General features: G+C 48.4%; 14 protein-coding genes. 8 read left to right on the top strand and 6 right to left on the bottom strand.

Annotated features, from left to right (window positions below):
* The first annotated feature begins 1 nt into the window (after position 1).
* Positions 2 to 2,275: an acyl-CoA dehydrogenase gene (locus L9P36_RS07785; protein WP_237467891.1), complete on the top strand. Its 2,274-nt coding sequence runs from the start codon at positions 2 to 4 to the stop codon at positions 2,273 to 2,275.
* A 102-nt stretch (positions 2,276 to 2,377) separates the two neighbouring features.
* Here L9P36_RS07785 and L9P36_RS07780 read toward each other — a convergent pair whose 3' ends face one another.
* From L9P36_RS07780 to L9P36_RS07760, 5 genes are all read right to left on the bottom strand, one after another.
* Positions 2,378 to 3,724, bottom strand: a complete 1,347-nt coding sequence (locus L9P36_RS07780; RefSeq protein WP_237466136.1) for an ATP-binding protein — start codon at positions 3,722 to 3,724, stop codon at positions 2,378 to 2,380.
* Entirely contained in the window at positions 3,721 to 4,395 is a 675-nt protein-coding gene (locus L9P36_RS07775) for a response regulator (RefSeq protein WP_237466135.1), read from the bottom strand. Before L9P36_RS07775 ends, L9P36_RS07780 begins: the two co-directional genes overlap by 4 nt.
* A gap of 144 nt (positions 4,396 to 4,539) precedes the next feature.
* Positions 4,540 to 6,222 carry an aspartate:alanine antiporter gene (locus tag L9P36_RS07770; RefSeq protein WP_237466134.1) on the bottom strand — a complete coding sequence of 561 codons (1,683 nt, stop codon included), beginning with the start codon at positions 6,220 to 6,222 and terminating at the stop codon, positions 4,540 to 4,542.
* A gap of 165 nt (positions 6,223 to 6,387) precedes the next feature.
* Positions 6,388 to 6,651 (bottom strand): GrxA family glutaredoxin, encoded by a 264-nt coding sequence (locus tag L9P36_RS07765; RefSeq protein WP_237466133.1) that lies wholly within the window; start codon positions 6,649 to 6,651, stop codon positions 6,388 to 6,390.
* 244 nt (positions 6,652 to 6,895) lie between these two features.
* Complete coding sequence (locus L9P36_RS07760; RefSeq protein ID WP_237467890.1) at positions 6,896 to 7,438, bottom strand: hypothetical protein; 543 nt, start codon at positions 7,436 to 7,438, stop codon at positions 6,896 to 6,898.
* 218 nt (positions 7,439 to 7,656) lie between these two features.
* Here L9P36_RS07760 and trpB point away from each other — a divergent pair, with 218 nt between their 5' ends.
* From trpB to ydiJ, 3 genes are all read left to right on the top strand, one after another.
* Positions 7,657 to 8,859, top strand: coding sequence for a tryptophan synthase subunit beta (gene trpB / locus L9P36_RS07755; protein ID WP_237466132.1), 1,203 nt, complete (start codon positions 7,657 to 7,659; stop codon positions 8,857 to 8,859).
* 233 nt (positions 8,860 to 9,092) lie between these two features.
* Positions 9,093 to 10,814: a L,D-transpeptidase family protein gene (locus L9P36_RS07750; protein ID WP_237466131.1), complete on the top strand. Its 1,722-nt coding sequence runs from the start codon at positions 9,093 to 9,095 to the stop codon at positions 10,812 to 10,814.
* A gap of 155 nt (positions 10,815 to 10,969) precedes the next feature.
* Positions 10,970 to 14,035: a D-2-hydroxyglutarate dehydrogenase YdiJ gene (gene ydiJ / locus L9P36_RS07745; protein ID WP_237466130.1), complete on the top strand. Its 3,066-nt coding sequence runs from the start codon at positions 10,970 to 10,972 to the stop codon at positions 14,033 to 14,035.
* Between the two features lie 140 nt (positions 14,036 to 14,175).
* On the opposite strand, the gene L9P36_RS07740 is transcribed toward ydiJ, so the two are convergent.
* Entirely contained in the window at positions 14,176 to 14,529 is a 354-nt protein-coding gene (locus L9P36_RS07740) for a hypothetical protein (RefSeq protein WP_237466129.1), read from the bottom strand.
* Between the two features lie 108 nt (positions 14,530 to 14,637).
* Here L9P36_RS07740 and cobU point away from each other — a divergent pair, with 108 nt between their 5' ends.
* From cobU to L9P36_RS07720, 4 genes are read left to right on the top strand one after another with little or no spacing between them, the layout of a single operon-like run.
* Complete coding sequence (gene cobU / locus L9P36_RS07735; RefSeq protein WP_237466128.1) at positions 14,638 to 15,162, top strand: bifunctional adenosylcobinamide kinase/adenosylcobinamide-phosphate guanylyltransferase; 525 nt, start codon at positions 14,638 to 14,640, stop codon at positions 15,160 to 15,162.
* Between the two features lie 2 nt (positions 15,163 to 15,164).
* Complete coding sequence (locus L9P36_RS07730) at positions 15,165 to 16,667, top strand: cobyric acid synthase (protein WP_237466127.1); 1,503 nt, start codon at positions 15,165 to 15,167, stop codon at positions 16,665 to 16,667.
* Positions 16,668 to 16,702: 35 nt separating this feature from the next.
* Complete coding sequence (gene catB / locus L9P36_RS07725) at positions 16,703 to 17,335, top strand: type B chloramphenicol O-acetyltransferase (RefSeq protein ID WP_237466126.1); 633 nt, start codon at positions 16,703 to 16,705, stop codon at positions 17,333 to 17,335.
* 5 nt (positions 17,336 to 17,340) lie between these two features.
* Positions 17,341 to 17,694: a hypothetical protein gene (locus tag L9P36_RS07720; RefSeq protein WP_237466125.1), complete on the top strand. Its 354-nt coding sequence runs from the start codon at positions 17,341 to 17,343 to the stop codon at positions 17,692 to 17,694.
* The last annotated feature ends 121 nt before the right edge of the window (positions 17,695 to 17,815 follow it).

Raw genomic sequence — 17,815 nt, 5'->3', positions numbered from 1 at the left:
TATCAGCCAATATCGCCAGCGATGGTTAACGCAACCTGTGTTTCGATTTTTCGAAAAAAATCTTCCGCCATTATCGGCCACGGAAACTGAAGCGATGGAAGCGGGCAGTGTTTGGTGGGAAGGTGAGCTTTTTGCTGGCCAGCCGGACTGGCATCAACTGCATCATTATCCTGCGCCAGTATTAAGTGCTGCCGAGCAGCATTTTCTTGATCATGAAGTAGAAACTTTACTGTCGATGGTCGATGACTATCAAATCACGCAAGATAGAGATTTGCCGCCAGAAATTTGGGACTTTCTGAAAACCCATGGTTTCTTTGCACTGATTATTGACCCTGATTTTGGCGGTAAGGGATTTTCTGCGCTCGCCAATTCCACCATTGTCAGTCGTATCGCCACCAAGAGTTTAAGTGTTGCTGTGACCGTGATGGTACCAAACTCATTGGGGCCGGGCGAGCTGCTCTCTCATTATGGGACTCAGCAGCAACGTGAATATTGGTTACCGCGTCTTGCAAAAGGGGAAGATATTCCATGCTTTGCGCTCACAGGGCCAACAGCAGGCTCTGATGCTGGCAGCATTCCAGATCGCGGTGTGGTGTGTTATGGCGAATATCAAGGTGAGCAAGTACTGGGTGTGCGCCTGACATGGAATAAGCGATATATCACCTTAGCGCCTGTAGCGACTGTGCTAGGACTGGCCTTTAAGATGGAAGACCCAGACCAATTAATTGGCGAAGAGACGCATCTAGGGATCACCTGCGCGCTGATTCCGCGAAGTCATCCCGGCGTTGAAATGGGCGATCGCCACAACCCATTGGGGATGGCCTTTATGAATGGTCCAACTCGTGGTGAAGATGTGTTTATTCCCATGGATTGGCTGATTGGCGGCCAAGAATATGCTGGCAAAGGCTGGCGCATGCTGGTGGAGTGCTTATCCGCTGGCCGCGGTATCTCTTTGCCTGCTTTGGGTGCTGCGTTGGGTCATCTGTGCGCACGAACCACGGGTGCCTATAGTTATATTCGCCAACAGTTTGGTCACTCTATTGGTGTCTTTGAAGGGGTGGCTGAGAAAATAGGTCATATTGGTGGCACCTGTTATTTGCTAGAAGCGGCACGCACATTGACTACCACAGCCATTGATTTAGGTGAAAAGCCCGCTGTGGTGACGGCGATTGCTAAATATCATATGACCGAACTGGCGCGTAAGGTGCTCAATGATTCCATGGATGTGCACGCGGGTCGCGCCATTCAGCTGGGACCATTGAATTATATTGGTCAGGCCTATTTTGGGATGCCAGTGGCGATCACTGTGGAAGGGGCCAATATTCTCACGCGAAACTTGATGATCTTTGGTCAAGGTGCCACACGCTGTCATCCACATGTGCTGCCTGAAATTAAAGCGGCGGCCTTGGGTGAGAAAAAAGGGCTTAAGCACTTTGATAAGATTTTTGTAAAGCACATTCAATTTAGTAGCAAAAATTTGCTGATGGGATTGGTTAATGGCCTGACGCGAAGTCGCTTTAATCATGCACCAGTCACCGGACCCACTGCTGATTACTATAGGCAGCTCAGTCGTTTTAGCCGTGCGCTCGCGGTCACTAGTGATTGGGTGATGCTGGCTTTAGGTGGCGCACTGAAACGAAAAGAGCTGATCTCGGCACGTTTGGGTGATGTGCTTAGTCATCTCTATTTGGGCTCGGCGGTGTTAAAACACTATGAAGACCAAGGCAGCCGTAAAGAGGACTTACCCTTGGTGCATTACGCCATGCAGTATTGTTTGCACCAATGTGCTGAGGCGATGCATGAAATGCTGCGAAATTTCCCAGCCAAGGGCACTGCTTTGATGTTACGCGTACTGCTTTTCCCAGTGGGATTTCATTATGCGCCGCCGAAAGATGAGCTGTTGCTGGAGATCAGTCAGTTATTGATGAAACCGGGTGAGCAGCGCGATCGCTTGACTCATTTGTGCTATCACAATATGGAGAAGCTCGATGCTGTAGGCTTGATTGATACCTGCTTTATCGCGCTTTACGACGCAGCACCAATTGAGCGGAAAATACGCTTAGCCGTGAAATCAGGCCAGCTCACACGGTTGAATGATGCATTTGCGCAATTAGAGCAGGCGCAGGAGAAAGGGGTAATCAATGAGCGAGAAGCGCAGCAATTGCACCAAGCTTATCAGCTTCGCATGCGTGCCATTCAAGTGGATCACTTTGTCGATGGCTTTGGTGCAGACTCAGCAAGAACGCCCAATATGCCACTGAGAAAAACCTCTTAACTGAGTTTGCAGCACGGCATTTGTGTCCAATATAAAAAACGCCACATGATGTGGCGTTTTGTTTGACTATCCATTGAGCATATTCACTCAGGGATTCTTGATTTAAGACTCGATGGTGAAATTAATTTCAAAGGCCGCGCCTTGTAGGCTTGAGTCCGTTACTGTGATAGTACCATGGTAGCTATCGACCAGTTCGTGGCAGACCGCAAGACCAATCCCCGTGCCTGGATTGCGCTGATCAGCGCGAACGCCGCGTTGGAAAATCTTTTCGCGATGTTCTGGTAAAACACCCGGGCCATCATCTTCCACCACCAGACGGAAATGGTTGCCATTTTGCCGAACAGAGATGCGCACATGGCTAATGGCAAATCGATAGGCATTTTCAAGCAGATTACCAAGCAGCTCCATCAAGTCATCTTTATTGATCGGCAACGTTTGCTCTGGGTCAAAATCTAAAATTGGCACAATGTGCTTATCGGCATAGACCTTACCCATCATCATGGTGAGTGGCTCAATCACAGGTAATAGGAGGCTGCGATCTTTTTGTAAGCCACGTTTACCCATCATTGCACGCTTGAGTTGGTATTGAACCAAATTATCCATTTGGCCAATTTGCTCAAGAATATGGCGTTTCATCTCATCACGATTCAGGCTTTGGTCATCCAAGATAGCAGATGTGGCCGCAAGGCGTGTTTTCAGACTGTGCGCCAAATCATCCATGGCATTACGGTAGCGATAGTGATGTTTTTCGATGAGATAGAGCAGGTTATTTAAGGCTCCGGTGACCTCTTCAAGCTCGCTTGGATAGGCTGGCCCTAAGCGATTGCGTTGTCCCTTGGAGATCTCTTTTAGCTCAACGGCTAATCGGCGTATCGGTTGAAAACTCCAATGAAAGACGATGGCAATGAGCAAGGCTGCGGTGATGAGAAAAATACCGATATATAAAATAAGGTTGCTATTGAGCCGCGCCATACTGGCGACAAAGGCACTGCCATCGCGAAGCAGGACCAGCTGATGCTGCGGGTCATATTCATCTTTGTTAATCGGCTGGTAAATGATGTAGCTATCGCCATTGGCGCGCGTTAACAGCGCTGGGGCTGGGCTTGGCGGTGGTAGCTCATTACACAAATTACCGAAATGAGCTTGCTGCGCGCGCTCCGATGCCCAGAGGGTTTTCTTGCTGCGAAGCTCGCAAATCACCCAATAGTACTCGGTGCGTGAGGTATCGAGTTCTGCAAGCCAGACTTCCACATTGGGCATCACTCCTTGTTGGCTGAGCTCTGCAACCACCAAGGGCATTTGGTTAAATAGCTCGCCGGTATAGCTGGTTTTGAGCTGCTGCTGGTAAGCACGATTGATCACAAATGCCAAAGCAAGGGTGATGACCAAAATGATGCTAAATGATGCCCAAAGAATACGGCGACGTATTCTTGGTTTGAAGGCGATCATTGTGCTTGGATCTCAAAGATATAGCCTTGGCCACGAATGGTCGAAATTGGGTTTTCTTGGCCGGCATTCGCAATTTTTTTACGAATACGGCTAATCATTACTTCAATGGTATTTGGATCGCCTTCTTGGTCCTCATAAAGTACATCAAGCAAGCGCTGTTTAGAGACCACTTGGCGTGAATGGCGCATTAAATACTCAAGTAAGTCATATTCAAAGGCGGTGAGCTCAAGTAGGTTATCGTTGACACGTACTGATTTCGCCAGCAGATCGACATGAATGCTATCTGCGGTCATTTCAGGTTTAACAAAGCCTGAGCTACGGCGAACCAGCGCATTGAGGCGTGCGACAATCTCTTCTTTTTGGAACGGCTTCACGATGTAGTCATCGGCGCCAGCATCGAGACCTGCCACTTTGTCTTGCCAGTTGGAGCGAGCAGTCAGCACCAAAATAGGAAAGCGTAAATCAGCAGCGCGCATCTCTTTAATCAGGCTAATGCCATCTTTGTCTGGCAAACCTAAATCAACAATGGCCACATCATTGGGGTAATCTTTGGCAAAAAAGAGCCCCTCTTTGGCGGTGCCAGCGCACAGCACTTGATGGCCGAGCTCTGAAAGTTGAGATTTGATGTGATGACTTAGGATTGGGTCGTCTTCTACCACTAAAATGCGCATTGTTGAGCTCCAGTCATATCGATATAAGTTGCTCACAACATAGCATTTTATTAGATTGAAGGGTAGTTGGGGAGGGGCGCTGATTCAGCCTTGGGTCAGCTAAATCAGCGCGAAATGCGTGCTTGGTCGAGACGATGAACGCGATTAAGTCATGATAATCATTAAGGTACCGGCTAAGGTCAGCAGCACGTTGGCGATAGCATAGGTGCCGGCATAACCCAGCGCAGGGATTGAACTGCGCGCTTGCTCGTTAATCATGTCCATCGCCGGTGCGCAGGTTCGAGCGCCAATGATTGCGCCAAAGAGTAGGGCGCGGTTCATTTTTAGCACATAGGCACCAAACAAAAAGGCGACCAGCACAGGCACGACGCTGACTAGAAAGCTGGCGAGCATGATTTTGCTACCATTTTCATTGAGATGCTCAATGATATTGCCGCCCGCACTTAAGCCAATGCCCACCATAAAGACCATTAATCCTAAATCTTTGGCCATGGTGAGTGCCCCTTGTGGCACATAGCCAAAGGTTGGGTGATTGGCTCGCAAGAAGCCCAGGGTGATCCCTGCAACCAGCAGGCCTGCAGAGTTACCCAGTCCAAATTTCACTTGGCCAAAGTTCATGGTGACAAGGCCAAGTAGCAATCCCAAAATAAAGAAGCTGCAGAATGCTAAAAGGTCAGCAATTTGGCTGTGAATGGAGATAAAGCCGATGCGATCAGCTAAATCTAGTACACGGCTTCGCTCACCACTGACCTCTAAAATATCACCTTTTTGTAAGACGATATTGTGGTCAATCGGCATCTCGATTTGCGCGCGGATCACGCGACTCAAAAAGCAGCCAAACTCAGACAGATTGAGATCGCTCAGGCGTTTGCCTGCGATGCCATCATTTTTCACCACGATTTGCTCTTCAACCACGCGTAGATCTAGCAGGTCGCGATCAAAGACCTCTTTGCCTTCACGAAAACTTGGGTTAAGACGCGCATGACTGTCCGGATAGCCTGCTAAGGCAATTTCATCGCCCTCTTGCAAAATGTAGTCACCATCAGGTTTTGCCAAGATGCCATTTCGACGAATGCGCTCAATATAACAACCGGTCTGGCGGTGAATACCAAGCTCACGCAAGCTTTTATCCTCAGCCCAGCTCACAAGCTCAGGCCCGACACGATATGCACGCACAATAGGTAGATAGACTTTGCGTTGGCTAGAGCCATCTAAGCCGCGCTCAATGGCAATGCGCTGAGCGCTATCGCAGAGTTTTTCTTTTTGAAAGCGGGGTAGCAGCTGCGCCAAAAAAATAAGGCTGAGTAAACCCACTAAATAAGCCAGTGCGTAGCCCACACTCATATTGTTAATGACTGAAGGAATATCTAAACCATCAGGAATGGCGCCAAGGCCTGAGTTTACCGCGTCTTTAGCACCGACCAGCGCTGGCGTTGCGGTCAATGAGCCGGCCATCATGCCAGTGGCTAAGCCATATTCAAGGCCCAGTACTTTTTCAAGGACTAAGGTGAGGGCAATCGCGGTGACGAGCACGATGAGGGCGAGCAACAGGTAGTGCTTACCATCCCTAAAAAAGACTGCGAAAAAGTTTGGTCCGGCCTCAATGCCGACACAGTAAATAAACAGCATAAAGCCGATGGTCAAAGCATCGTCGGTAAAGGTAAATCCGGCATGGCCAAGCACCAGAGACGCTAATAAGACGCCGATGGCATTACCAAGTTTGAGGTTGCCCAGGCGAATTTTTGAAATGGAAAGGCCAAGAGCAAGTACAACGAACAACAGAAGGATGTCGTGCTGATGAAGCAGGGTGACGACGTCAATATTCACTGATTTGAGTCCAGAGCAGTCAAAATTAAGGAGACGGGGCGATTATGCCTGATTTGATGCTGCTGTTAAGTGCGCGAAAGATGACATTTATCCATCACTCGCATAAGAAAAACTTATCAAAAAGAAAGGCTCGCACCTGCGAGCCTTTCTATTCATCAAAAAAACTTATTGATAGAGGCCGAGATTGGCTTTTGCATAAGCTTCAAAATCAGTGCAACCACCGATGTGCTCTTGGTCGATAAAGATCTGTGGCACGGTCTCAACTGGTTTACCGACGGTTTTTTCTAGGTCTGCTTTGCTGATGCCTTCCGCATGAATATCGACATAGCGAAATTTGAAGTCATCACGTGATTCTTGCAGGGTTTCAGCAATCTCTTTTGCACGAACGCAGAATGGGCAACCTGGGCGACCAAAAATAACAACAAACATACCTTCTCTCCTATCGGGGATTGTCTTAGCGACTGTTTTAAATTATGGCCTCAATATGCCTCTCTTTCCTTGAAGAATAAAGAAGAATTGAGCAGTTGATTCAATAGATAAAACCGATGGTACAGGGCGGTTCGCTGTGGATAGCACCGGAACGGTGATTTTCAAGTTTCGTGAAAAATTGCAGATACAAAAAAAGCAGCACTGAGTGCTGCTTTTTGATGTGTCGTGTTTTGCTGAAAACAGCTTAGAACTTAAAGCGAGTGGTGAAAATCGCTTGGTCGTCATAAGCGTCGTTAAAGCGGCCTTCAACACCAACGGAGAAAAGCTCAGTTGAGTGGAAACGCGCATAAACAGAGCCAATGACTTTGTTTTTGTTGTCAATGGATAGGTGACCGAGGTTGCCGCCCACTTCCAATTGAGGCCCTAGCCATTGGCGAACGCCAATATTGACTTCAACACCAAACTTATCATCATCATTGGTAAGTGGTGATTTGCTTGAGCGCGCTAAAATTTCACCGGTCAGATCTGCCCAGTTATTAATTGGTGCATGGAAACCAACACCCAGAGCCGCATCCCAGTCATGATCGAATTCAGTGTCAATGCGACCAGTTATATGTGCATTGGGGTGAATTGATTTAGTAAAGCCAGCACCATAAGTGAGTGGGCTAAGGCCAATACGAACATCCATATAGTCGTAACTAAAGTTACTCATGGTGTTCATTGGGGTTGCAGCAACGGCAGCCTGTGAGCTCAGTACAAGAGCGCTCGCAATGAGTGCTTTTTTCAGCATGGAGAGAACCTTGAAATAGTTTGATAGCCATAGTTTACGAACTTCTCTCGTAACCTCAACCTAACAAACGAAAAAAAACAGTTTTTTGTTCATTCTTCTCGATATTTTTTGTGAAAACTGACATTTTTTGATGTTCAAAGACTTGCGCTTTTTGAAAAAGCGAGGATGATGTATTCATGTACTAGTTAGTAAGTATTTTGTCGTAGGGATAACAAATGAAAGCAGTCACACTTGGCGCGATGCCAGACGAACTTGGATATTTTGGTGAATTTGGTGGCCAATATGTGCCCGCTGAGTTGAAAGCAGTCATGGATGAGACGGCCAAAGCCTACCATGAGATTCGTCAAACCCCAGAATTTCAGCAAGAACTTGCTGAGCTTTTTACCCACTTTGTGGGACGACCAAGCCCCATTTATCATGCAAAGCGTCTTTCGGCGCAGCAGGGCGGTGCGCAGATCTATCTAAAACGTGAAGATTTAAACCACACGGGTGCACACAAAATTAACCATTGCTTGGGTGAAGCGTTGCTTGCTAAGCATATGGGCAAAACCAAAGTAATCGCTGAAACGGGCGCAGGTCAACACGGCGTGGCATTGGCCACCGCATGTGCTTTGGTGGGGATTGAATGTGAAATCCATATGGGTGCTATTGATATTGCCAAAGAGCATCCAAACGTCTCCAAGATGAAGATTTTGGGTTGTAAATTGGTGTCTGTGGATTTTGGCACTCAAACACTCAAAGATGCTGTCGATAGCGCCTTTATTGAATTTATGCGCGATCCGAAAAACTTCTTCTATGCCATTGGCTCTGTGGTTGGCCCGCATCCATTTCCAATGATGGTTCGCGATTTTCAAGCCATCATTGGCACTGAAGCGCATCAGCAAATTTTGGCGATGCGTGGTCAAATGCCAGATGTAGTCACAGCTTGTGTCGGCGGTGGTAGTAATGCCATGGGGATCTTTACTGGCTTTTTGAATGAGTCTGATGTCGAGCTTGTCGGTGTTGAGCCAGCAGGTCTTGGTCTTGATTCAGGTCAGCATGCCGCGACGATTGCCCAAGGTACACCGGGTGAGATCCATGGTTTTAAATGCTATTTGCTGCAAGACGAGCAGGGTGAACCGCTACCGGTTTACTCCATCGCCTCTGGTTTGGATTATCCGGGCGTTGGGCCGCAGCATTCGTACCTCAAACAAATTGGTCGTGTGAATTATGAAAGTATTACGGACAAAGAGTGTCTAGATGCCTTTATGACCCTTTCACGCGTTGAAGGGATTATCCCTGCGCTAGAGAGCGCCCATGCCGTAGCTTACGCCATGAAGCGTGCGGCGACCATGTCACCTGAGGCGTCTATTCTGGTGTGCTTGTCTGGCCGCGGCGATAAAGATACTGACTTTGTAATCAATAAGTTGGGTCTATAAATTCACAATATTTAGCATCAGCTGGTTTGTCAAAACCGATGAGAAAAGGCGTCGCACTTGCGGCGCTTTTTTATGTGCCGAGGTTTGTGTTGCTGTCTTAGGTGAGTGTTGCCGTCTTATGGATGAGGCGGATTGTAAATTAGTCGATCATTTTTTCAGTCAAATCGTGATTTCAGCGGCAAAGTGGCGCGTGATTGCCATACTTGACGTAAACACAACATAAGAGTGGAAAAATGAGTCTACGCAACTGGACATCAGCGCTTTCTGATCTGCGCATTCTGATTCTGGTGTCGTTGCTAAGCTCGCAATCGTCGACTGTGAGCGCAACGATTCCGGTACCGCCGGATCCGATATTGCAACGTTTATCTGTACTCGATACCAATGAGATTGTGGCCGTCGGTCCCTATCGTTTGCCTCCTCAAGAGCGGCTGGGTAAGAGCTCTTGGCATCCCTATTATCAACGTGCGACTGGATATGCTGGGGCTGTGCCCATGGTGCATGGTGTGCACTCATTTTCTGGTTTGCAAAGCGAATATAGCCAAGCGCATGCGATTTTAAATGCGAACCGACGCGATGCGTCGATTTGGCAAAGTGATGAAGCCAAATTACAACTGTTGCAAGCCTTTCATACTATGGCGCATAGCGGTATTTATGATGATTTTGCCCATCGGTATCAGATGTTGCATGAGCTGTATCAAAGTCAGCATTGGGCGCAATTTGAATATATTGCTACTGACAGCTTGCTACTCTATGCCAGCTACCTTGAGCAGCTTTCTGAAAAAGGGCGCACTTGGTTATTTCATCAAGAGCCGATCATTCGTATTGCGCCACCTTCACAGGGCATGATTCGAGAGTTGCAAATTGCGCTGCAGCAAGATATCGCCCTTTGGTTAAAGCGCCAGCAGCCAGGCTCTGTGCAATATCACAAGCTCGTACATGCGATGAATCAATTGGATCTCAGTCCTTCTCAATTTCAAGTCCCCGAATATCCTGGCGTCATTCGTTATGGCCGACAACTCACGCCCGAGATAAGTGAGGCGTTAGTGGGGGCGCTAGGCCTGCAAGAGTCCGCCCCAGAGCGCTACAACGCGGTATTGGTTAGCGCCGTTGAGGCATTTCAAGCGCGACATGGCTTAAAAGTGGATGGGGTGATAGGACCTAACACTTGGCAGTGGCTGTTTATCTCCAATCGTAAACGCTATCAATTACTGGCGCTCAATGCCGAAAGGGCAAGACTATGGCCAGCAGGGCAAGACAATTTATTGCTGGTGAATATTCCGGCATATCAGTTGGATTTATGGCTCAACCAAGAGCATGTATTGGCCAGCAAAGTGATTGTTGGCCGTCCTAGTCGCCAAACGCCCATTTTTGATTCTCGAATTAATACGCTCGTAGTCAATCCTGCGTGGAATGTGCCGCGCTCGATTCAGCAAAAAGATATTTTGCCAAAAGCGCAGCTTGACCCCAGTTACCTTTTGATGAATCACTATCAGATTATTGATGGTTGGCGTCATGACTCGCCTGAAATTGCAGTGCATACCATCGATTGGACCACAGTGACACCCAAGTCATTTCGTTACAGGTTGCGCCAGCGCCCCGGCAGCTGGAATGCGCTCGGAAAATATAAATTCTCCATGCCTAATACCAGCGCCATTTATCTGCATGACACCAATGCCAAAGGACTATTTGAAAAATCCCAGCGGGCATTAAGCTCAGGTTGTATTCGTGTAGAGCAGGCCGATGCTTTGGCTGTGGCGCTATTAACCCACTCAGGTTATCGCGATACCAGCATGGCGCGCTATTTTGAGCAGACTGAAACCAAATATTTGCCCGTGCATCAGCAAATTCCGACCTATGCGATTTATCAAACGGCTTGGGTGGATGAGCAGGGTGAAGTGCAATTTCGAGATGATATTTATCATTTCGACTCCCCCAAACCCACACCACAGGGTTAACAACCAAGGCATTGAAGTTCGGCAAAAAATATAGCCATTTTCAGGGGGATGATGGCCTTGCTGCTTTGTCTTCATTCGATTGTGGGTTAAAGTGTGGGCACTGAAAAGCCAGAGACCGCGATTGATTGCGGCGTTGAAACTGGACAAGGAGAGCAATGTTACCTGCACTTACCAAGCAGCATAGTGTGAATGCCACTGTGCTTGCCTATCTCGACGAATTAAAAAACCAAGGATTTGCTGGCGATATTGAGACGAGCTATGGTGCGCGTCTTGCTGTTGCAACGGACAACAGTGTTTATCAAGTATTGCCGCAAGCTGTGTTGCATCCAAAAAATACCGCAGATCTAGTGCTGATTGGCCGCTTGGGGCAAAAACAAGCCTACACAGCGATTCAATTTTCTCCGCGCGGTGGCGGCACAGGGACCAATGGCCAAGCTTTGACTTCGGGTGTTGTGGTTGATCTGTCTCGGCATATGAATCGCGTGCTGGAAATTAACATTGAGCAAGGCTGGGCGCGGGTACAAACCGGCGTGATTAAAGATCAGCTCAATGATGCCTTGCGTCCCTACGGTTATTTCTTCTCCCCAGAGCTTTCTACCAGTAATCGCGCCACCATTGGCGGGATGATTAATACCGATGCCTCGGGTCAGGGCTCTTTGGCTTACGGTAAAACCTCCGATCACGTGCTTGGACTCACCGCCGTATTGGTGGATGGCTCTGTGCTGGAAACTGAAAAAGTAGCAGCGAGCCAAATTGATGCACTCTCAAATAAAGAGGGGTTAGCGGGCGGCGCAGTGGCCACTACGGCGCAGGTATGCCGTGATAAGCGCCAACAGATTCTTGATAAATTCCCACCGCTCAATCGCTTTTTAACTGGGTACGATCTCAAACATGTCTTTAATGACGATCTATCAGAGTTCGATTTAACCCGCATTTTGTGTGGCTCAGAAGGCTCTTTGGCGTTTTTAACGGAAGCCAAGCTCAATATCACGCCGATTCCCAAAGTGCGCACCCTAATTAATGTCAAATATGACAGCTTTGATTCGGCGCTTCGCAATGCACCTGTGATGGTTGCTGCCAGCGCATTGTCTGTGGAAACCATCGATTCCAAAGTGCTGAATTTGGCGCAGCAAGATATGGTGTGGCACACGGTCAAAGATCTGCTCACCGATGTCCCTGGCAAAGAGATGCTAGGGATCAACATCGTCGAGTTTGCCGGCCAAGATAAAGCTGAAATTGATGCCAAAGTTGCCTCGCTATGCCAAACATTGGACGCACTGATTGCCGATGAAAGCGCTGGTGTGATTGGTTATCAGCTTACCGATGATCTGGCCAGTATTGGCAAAATCTACGGCATGCGTAAAAAAGCGGTTGGCTTACTTGGCGCAGCAAAAGGCGCAGCCAAACCTGTCGCCTTTACTGAAGATACCTGCGTGCCACCGGAGAATTTGGCCGATTTTATTGGTGAGTTTCGCACCCTGCTCGATAGTCATCAGTTGGCTTACGGTATGTTTGGTCACGTTGATGCGGGTGTGCTCCATGTGCGACCTGCACTGGATTTGTGCGATCCTGAGCAAGAGCGCTTGATGCAAACGATTTCAGACCAAGTGGTCGCGCTAGTGGCGAAATATGGCGGCTTGATGTGGGGTGAGCATGGTAAGGGTTTTCGCTCTGAATATGGTCCAGAATTTTTTGGTGACGAGCTCTTTACTGAGCTTCGTCGCATTAAAGCCAGCTTTGATCCGCATAACCGTTTAAATCCAGGCAAAATTTGTACGCCGCTTGGCTCAGAGGCTGCTTTGGTTAAGGTCAGCGATAAAAAACGCGGCGCCTTTGACCGTCAAATTCCAGTACAAACCCGTGATAGTTTTCGCGCAGCCATGGAGTGTAATGGCAATGGCTTGTGCTTTAACTACGACAGCGCATCGCCGATGTGTCCATCGCTGAAAATTAGCTGGGATCGCCGCCAATCACCAAAAGGTCGTGCCGGTTTAGTGCGCGAATGGTTGCGTCAACTGAGCGAGCAAGGCGTGGATATTCTTGCGATTGAGCAAAAGCTGATGGATAAAACGCCATCCATGCTGACATTGGTATCCAAAGTGAAAAACAGTTTGCTCAAATCCAAGCAATACGATTTTTCACACGAAGTAATGGATGCCATGCAGGGCTGTTTGGCCTGTAAAGCATGCGCTAGCCAGTGTCCGATTAAGGTGGATGTGCCGAGTTTTCGTGCTCGTTTTATTCAGCTTTATCACACCCGTTATTTGCGCCCAGCCAAAGATCATTTGGTGGCCAATATTGAGACCTTGTTACCGATCATGGGCGCGATGCCGCGTTTGGTGAACTTGGCTACGCAGCCAAAGATTGCGCAAATCGCAACCAAAGCGCTGGTGGGGTATGTGGATACACCGAAGCTTTCGGTACCAACGCTCAAGCAGCAGCTCAAAGATGAGCATGCCAGCCGTTTTGATTTGCAATGGTTAGAAGCGCTGTCTGAAAATGAGCGCCAAGATTACATGCTAATTGTGCAAGATCCTTTTACCACCTATTACGATGCGGATGTGGTAGCGGACTTTGTGCAACTGGCGAAATCACTCAATAAAAAGCCGCTGGTGGTGCCCTTTAAACCCAATGGGAAAGCGCAGCACATTAAGGGCTTTTTGCGCCGATTTGCCAAAACAGCGCAATCAGCCAGTGATTTTTTAAACCGCCTTGCCACCTTGAATATCCCGATGGTGGGCGTGGATCCCGCCTTGGTGCTTTGTTATCGCGATGAGTACAACGAGGTGCTTGGCGATAAGCGGGGCGATTTTGTGGTGCAAACGGCCCATGAATGGCTCTTGGATGTGCTCAATGACAGCAATGCCTACGCGCCGCGAAGCGATCAAAATCCATGGTATCTATTGGCGCACTGCACTGAAAAAACCAAGCTGCCCAATGCCGAAAAAGAGTGGGGGCAAATCTTTACCCACTTTGGCGCTTGCTTGCAAAGCGTGCCTGTAGGCTGCTGCGGTATGGCGGGTACCTTTGGTCATGAAGCCGATAAATTTGAGGCATCCAAGCAGGTGTATCAGCTCAGCTGGCAACCGCGCCTTGAAGAGCTGCCAAAAGATCGCGTCATGGTCACCGGCTACTCATGTCGCAGCCAAGTGAAGCGCTTTGAAAAAGTGAAAGTGCAGCACCCTGTGCAAGTGCTGGCGAAGTTACTGCGAAAGGATTAATTGGTATCTTTTCAGCAAAAGCTGTGATTAAAAAGCCCACGTGATTGCGTGGGCTTTTTAGTCTATTAGCAAAAAATAGGTTAATAAAATTAGCCAGCGATGAAGGCTGAGTATTTTGATGTCGATTGTAGTTGGTTTAATTAATGATAATTCCCCAGCACACGGCTGAGATCCTGCTCGGCTTGCGAGTCATGCTCATGGCGCCAGCAGATATCATCGACACGCAGGGTAATATCATCTTTATCGTGAATGGTAAGCTCTATTTGATGTTCGAGCAGCGAGGTTTGCAGATAAGATAAACCCGCGCTGGTGGTAATAAATGGCGCATCAAAGAGCAGTTTTCGTGTTTCTTTGCAGGTTTTTAAATGCACTTTATGCAGGTTCAGTAGTCGTTGAATCTCCATGAGGGTATCGCCATCCACCCCTTGGTCAATACGATCATAGAGCCCTTTTTTGCTATAGTACTTGCCTTCAAACTCAATCACATCAATCATAACCACCTCGTAACGCCCTGTTATTAGGTTTTCATTCATCATAGACAATGGTGCGATAAAAAAGTGAGAGGGTGGTTGAAAATCAACCAATATTGTGGGGTTTAAAACGTGGCGCAAAGTGATTCTCCATCGCTTCACCTCATTTTAGGCGGTGCGCGCTCAGGAAAGAGCCGCTTAGCTGAAAAGTTAGCTGCGCAAACAGGCTTGGCCGTTTGTTATGTGGCGACGGCAACGGCAGGTGATGCCGAGATGGCTGCGCGTATTGCCAAGCATCAAAATGATCGCCCAAATGATTGGCAGCTCATTGAGGCGCCGCTTGATTTAGCGGATGTAATTGCCACTTGGAGTCACCCTGATCGCGTGTTGCTGATTGATTGCCTGACCCTTTGGCTGAGTAATGCCCTACATCAAGGCTGCTGGCCAAGCGAGCGAGAAAATTTCTTAGCCGCGTTGGACCATGCCAAAGGGCCTGTATTGATGGTATCCAACGAAGTGGGACAGGGTATTGTGCCACTGGGTGAGCTGACGCGACAATTTGTCGATGAGGCCGGCTGGCTGCACCAAGCCATTGCTGAAAAAGCGACTGAAGTGAGTTTTGTGATTGCTGGTTTAGCACAGAAATTAAAAGGATAGTGATGTTATCAACCCTTCAAGCCTTGATGGTTCAAGGCACCACATCGGACGCGGGTAAAAGCGTATTGGTTGCAGGTTTGTGCCGCGTATTGGCCCGTCGTGGCGTGCAGGTTGCGCCCTTTAAACCGCAAAATATGGCGCTCAATAGTGCCGTTACAGAAGATGGCGGCGAAATTGGCCGCGCGCAAGCGGTGCAAGCCTATGCCTGCGGCGTTGCGCCGAGCGTGCATATGAATCCGATTTTGCTTAAACCTTCGACGGATATGGGCGCGCAGGTGATTGTGCAGGGCAAAGCGCTGACCAATATGCAGGCGCAGGCTTACCATGACTATAAAAAAGTTGCCATGGATGCGGTGATGGACTCGTTTGGCAAACTGCGTCAGCAATTTCAAAGCGTGATGATTGAAGGCGCGGGTAGCCCGGCAGAGATTAATCTGCGTGAAGGGGATATCGCCAATATGGGCTTTGCGGAAAACGCAGATGTGCCGGTGATCATTGTCGCGGATATTGATCGCGGCGGCGTGTTTGCCCATTTGGTGGGAACCCTTGATCTACTTTCACCGACGGAACAAGCGCGGGTGGTGGGCTTTGTGATCAACCGTTTTCGCGGTGATATCAAATTGCTTGAGTCGGGACTCGATTGGCTCGAAGCGCGCACGGGTAAACCTGTGCTCGGGGTGCTGCCCTATATTCATGGCTTGATGCTAGAAGCTGAGGATGCAATTAACCCTGAGCAGCAGCATCAAGAGGGCGCACTACGCGTCGTGGTGCCGGTGTTTACGCGCATTAGTAACCATACCGATTTTGACCCACTGCGTGTGGATGACAGTGTGGAGCTGATTTTTATTGGCAAAGACACACCGCTACCACCCTGCGATCTGATCATTTTACCAGGCAGTAAAAACGTACAAGCGGATCTGGCTTATTTGCGCGAGCAGGGTTGGGATCAGCAAATTGCGAAGCATCTTCGCTATGGTGGCAAAGTGATGGGTATTTGCGGTGGCTATCAAATGCTGGGCGAGTGGCTGCATGACCCGCAAGCCATCGAAGGCGATACCGGCTCGTGCCAAGGCTTGGGATATCTTGCCACTGAAACCACCTTGGCTGAGGAAAAACAGCTCAAACAAGTGCAAGGTACTCTGCAACTCAATGGCAACACAGTGCCCGTCTCCGGCTATGAAATTCATGCGGGTGTGACTACGCGCGTCAATGGAGAACAAGCGCCGCAACCGTGGCCCATTCATTTGGCAAACGGCACCCTTGATGGCATGGTCAGTGAGGATCAGCAGGTGTTTGGTACCTATCTGCATGGTATTTTTGAATCGCCGCAAGCGTATCAAGAAATTTTGGCTTGGGCAGGGCACAAAGGGGGCGGTGCGCCAGATTTTGCCGCCGTGCGTGAAAAGGGGATCAACCAAATTGCTGATGCCATCGAAGCGCATATGCAGTTAGATGAACTTTGGCCAGCGCTGTTTGGCCGTGATGTACATCGTGCCAAGGATTGATCTTAATTCTAGGCTTCATACGAATTTGAACTGTTATGAAAAACTATTTTGACTCGCCTTTCGCGGGTAAATTGATTTGTGAGCAGATCACCAATCCCAATATTATTGTAGGGCCGCATAGCTATTATTCCGGTTATTATCATCAACATTCATTTGATGATTGCGCACGTTATTTAGCCGCTGATCGCGATGATGTGGACCGTTTAATTATTGGTAGCTTTTGCTCCATTGGTTCTGGCGCGGTGTTTATGATGGCGGGCAACCAAGGTCATCGACATGACTGGGCGGCGACTTATCCTTTTTTCTACCAGCAAAATGATACCTTTGAGGGTGCCAATGATGCCTTTGAACGCGCTGGGGATACGGTACTTGGGCATGATGTTTGGATCGGTAGCGAAGCGATGATTATGCCAGGCGTGCAAATCGGTGATGGCGCCGTGATTGCCAGTCGCGCTGTGGTGACTAAGGATGTGCCGCCTTATCATATGGTTGGTGGTAATCCGGCGAAAGTGATTCGCCCACGATTTGCACCTGAGCAGATAGAGAAGCTATTGCAAATGCAGTGGTGGTTTTGGCCTGAAGCGATGCTGCGCTCAGCCATGCCACTTTTATGTAGTGAGCAAATCGACGCGCTTTATCAATATTGGCGCACGCATCAAGAGGGTTAAAAATCATGCAGTTCATTTCAGTGGATGAGTATGAATTTGACTCGCCAAGCAGTGAGGAAACCTTGCTTTTGGCGATTGCCACCGATCAGCAGTTTGATGATTGGAATGAATTTTTAGAAGCCACACTTGAGCTTGGATTTGATTCACAAGCTTTGCCTGAATGGGAAGCGTTGCGTCCCTTAATGAGTCTGAAAGAGGCCGATCAGGTGATGGATTATGTCAGCCGATTTAGTCCGGTAATCTTGAGCGAGCAAGCGCAGGTGGTGGTGCTTTTTGATGAGTGGCAAGAGCAGGATTTCTTTATTGAAGAAGATGGCACTTTGCTGCGCTTTGCATGGCAAAGTAGTGCGCAGGAATAAGCGTATCGAACGGTGGTACGTTTTATTGATAACAAAAAACGCGCATTGAGCGCGTTTTTTATGGATGATTTGAGGATCTTAATTCATCCACGTCATCGACTTGATTCACAAATCTGTTTAA

Origin of the sequence: Vibrio stylophorae (assembly GCF_921293875.1) — a bacterium.
Taxonomy (GTDB): Bacteria; Pseudomonadota; Gammaproteobacteria; order Enterobacterales; family Vibrionaceae; genus Vibrio_A; species Vibrio_A stylophorae.
This window is presented reverse-complemented; position numbering and strand designations above follow the sequence as displayed.

What these genes read in the sequence shown, in the direction of transcription:
- L9P36_RS07740 (WP_237466129.1), bottom strand. Translation starts at nt 14,529, where the DNA reads ATGATTGATGTGATTGAGTTTGAAGGCAAGTACTATAGCAAAAAAGGG.
- L9P36_RS07750 (WP_237466131.1), top strand. Translation starts at nt 9,093, where the DNA reads ATGAGTCTACGCAACTGGACATCAGCGCTTTCTGATCTGCGCATTCTG.
- L9P36_RS07720 (WP_237466125.1), top strand. Translation starts at nt 17,341, where the DNA reads ATGCAGTTCATTTCAGTGGATGAGTATGAATTTGACTCGCCAAGCAGT.
- L9P36_RS07765 (WP_237466133.1), bottom strand. Translation starts at nt 6,651, where the DNA reads ATGTTTGTTGTTATTTTTGGTCGCCCAGGTTGCCCATTCTGCGTTCGT.
- trpB (WP_237466132.1), top strand. Translation starts at nt 7,657, where the DNA reads ATGAAAGCAGTCACACTTGGCGCGATGCCAGACGAACTTGGATATTTT.
- L9P36_RS07730 (WP_237466127.1), top strand. Translation starts at nt 15,165, where the DNA reads ATGTTATCAACCCTTCAAGCCTTGATGGTTCAAGGCACCACATCGGAC.
- catB (WP_237466126.1), top strand. Translation starts at nt 16,703, where the DNA reads ATGAAAAACTATTTTGACTCGCCTTTCGCGGGTAAATTGATTTGTGAG.
- L9P36_RS07775 (WP_237466135.1), bottom strand. Translation starts at nt 4,395, where the DNA reads ATGCGCATTTTAGTGGTAGAAGACGACCCAATCCTAAGTCATCACATC.
- L9P36_RS07780 (WP_237466136.1), bottom strand. Translation starts at nt 3,724, where the DNA reads ATGATCGCCTTCAAACCAAGAATACGTCGCCGTATTCTTTGGGCATCA.
- ydiJ (WP_237466130.1), top strand. Translation starts at nt 10,970, where the DNA reads ATGTTACCTGCACTTACCAAGCAGCATAGTGTGAATGCCACTGTGCTT.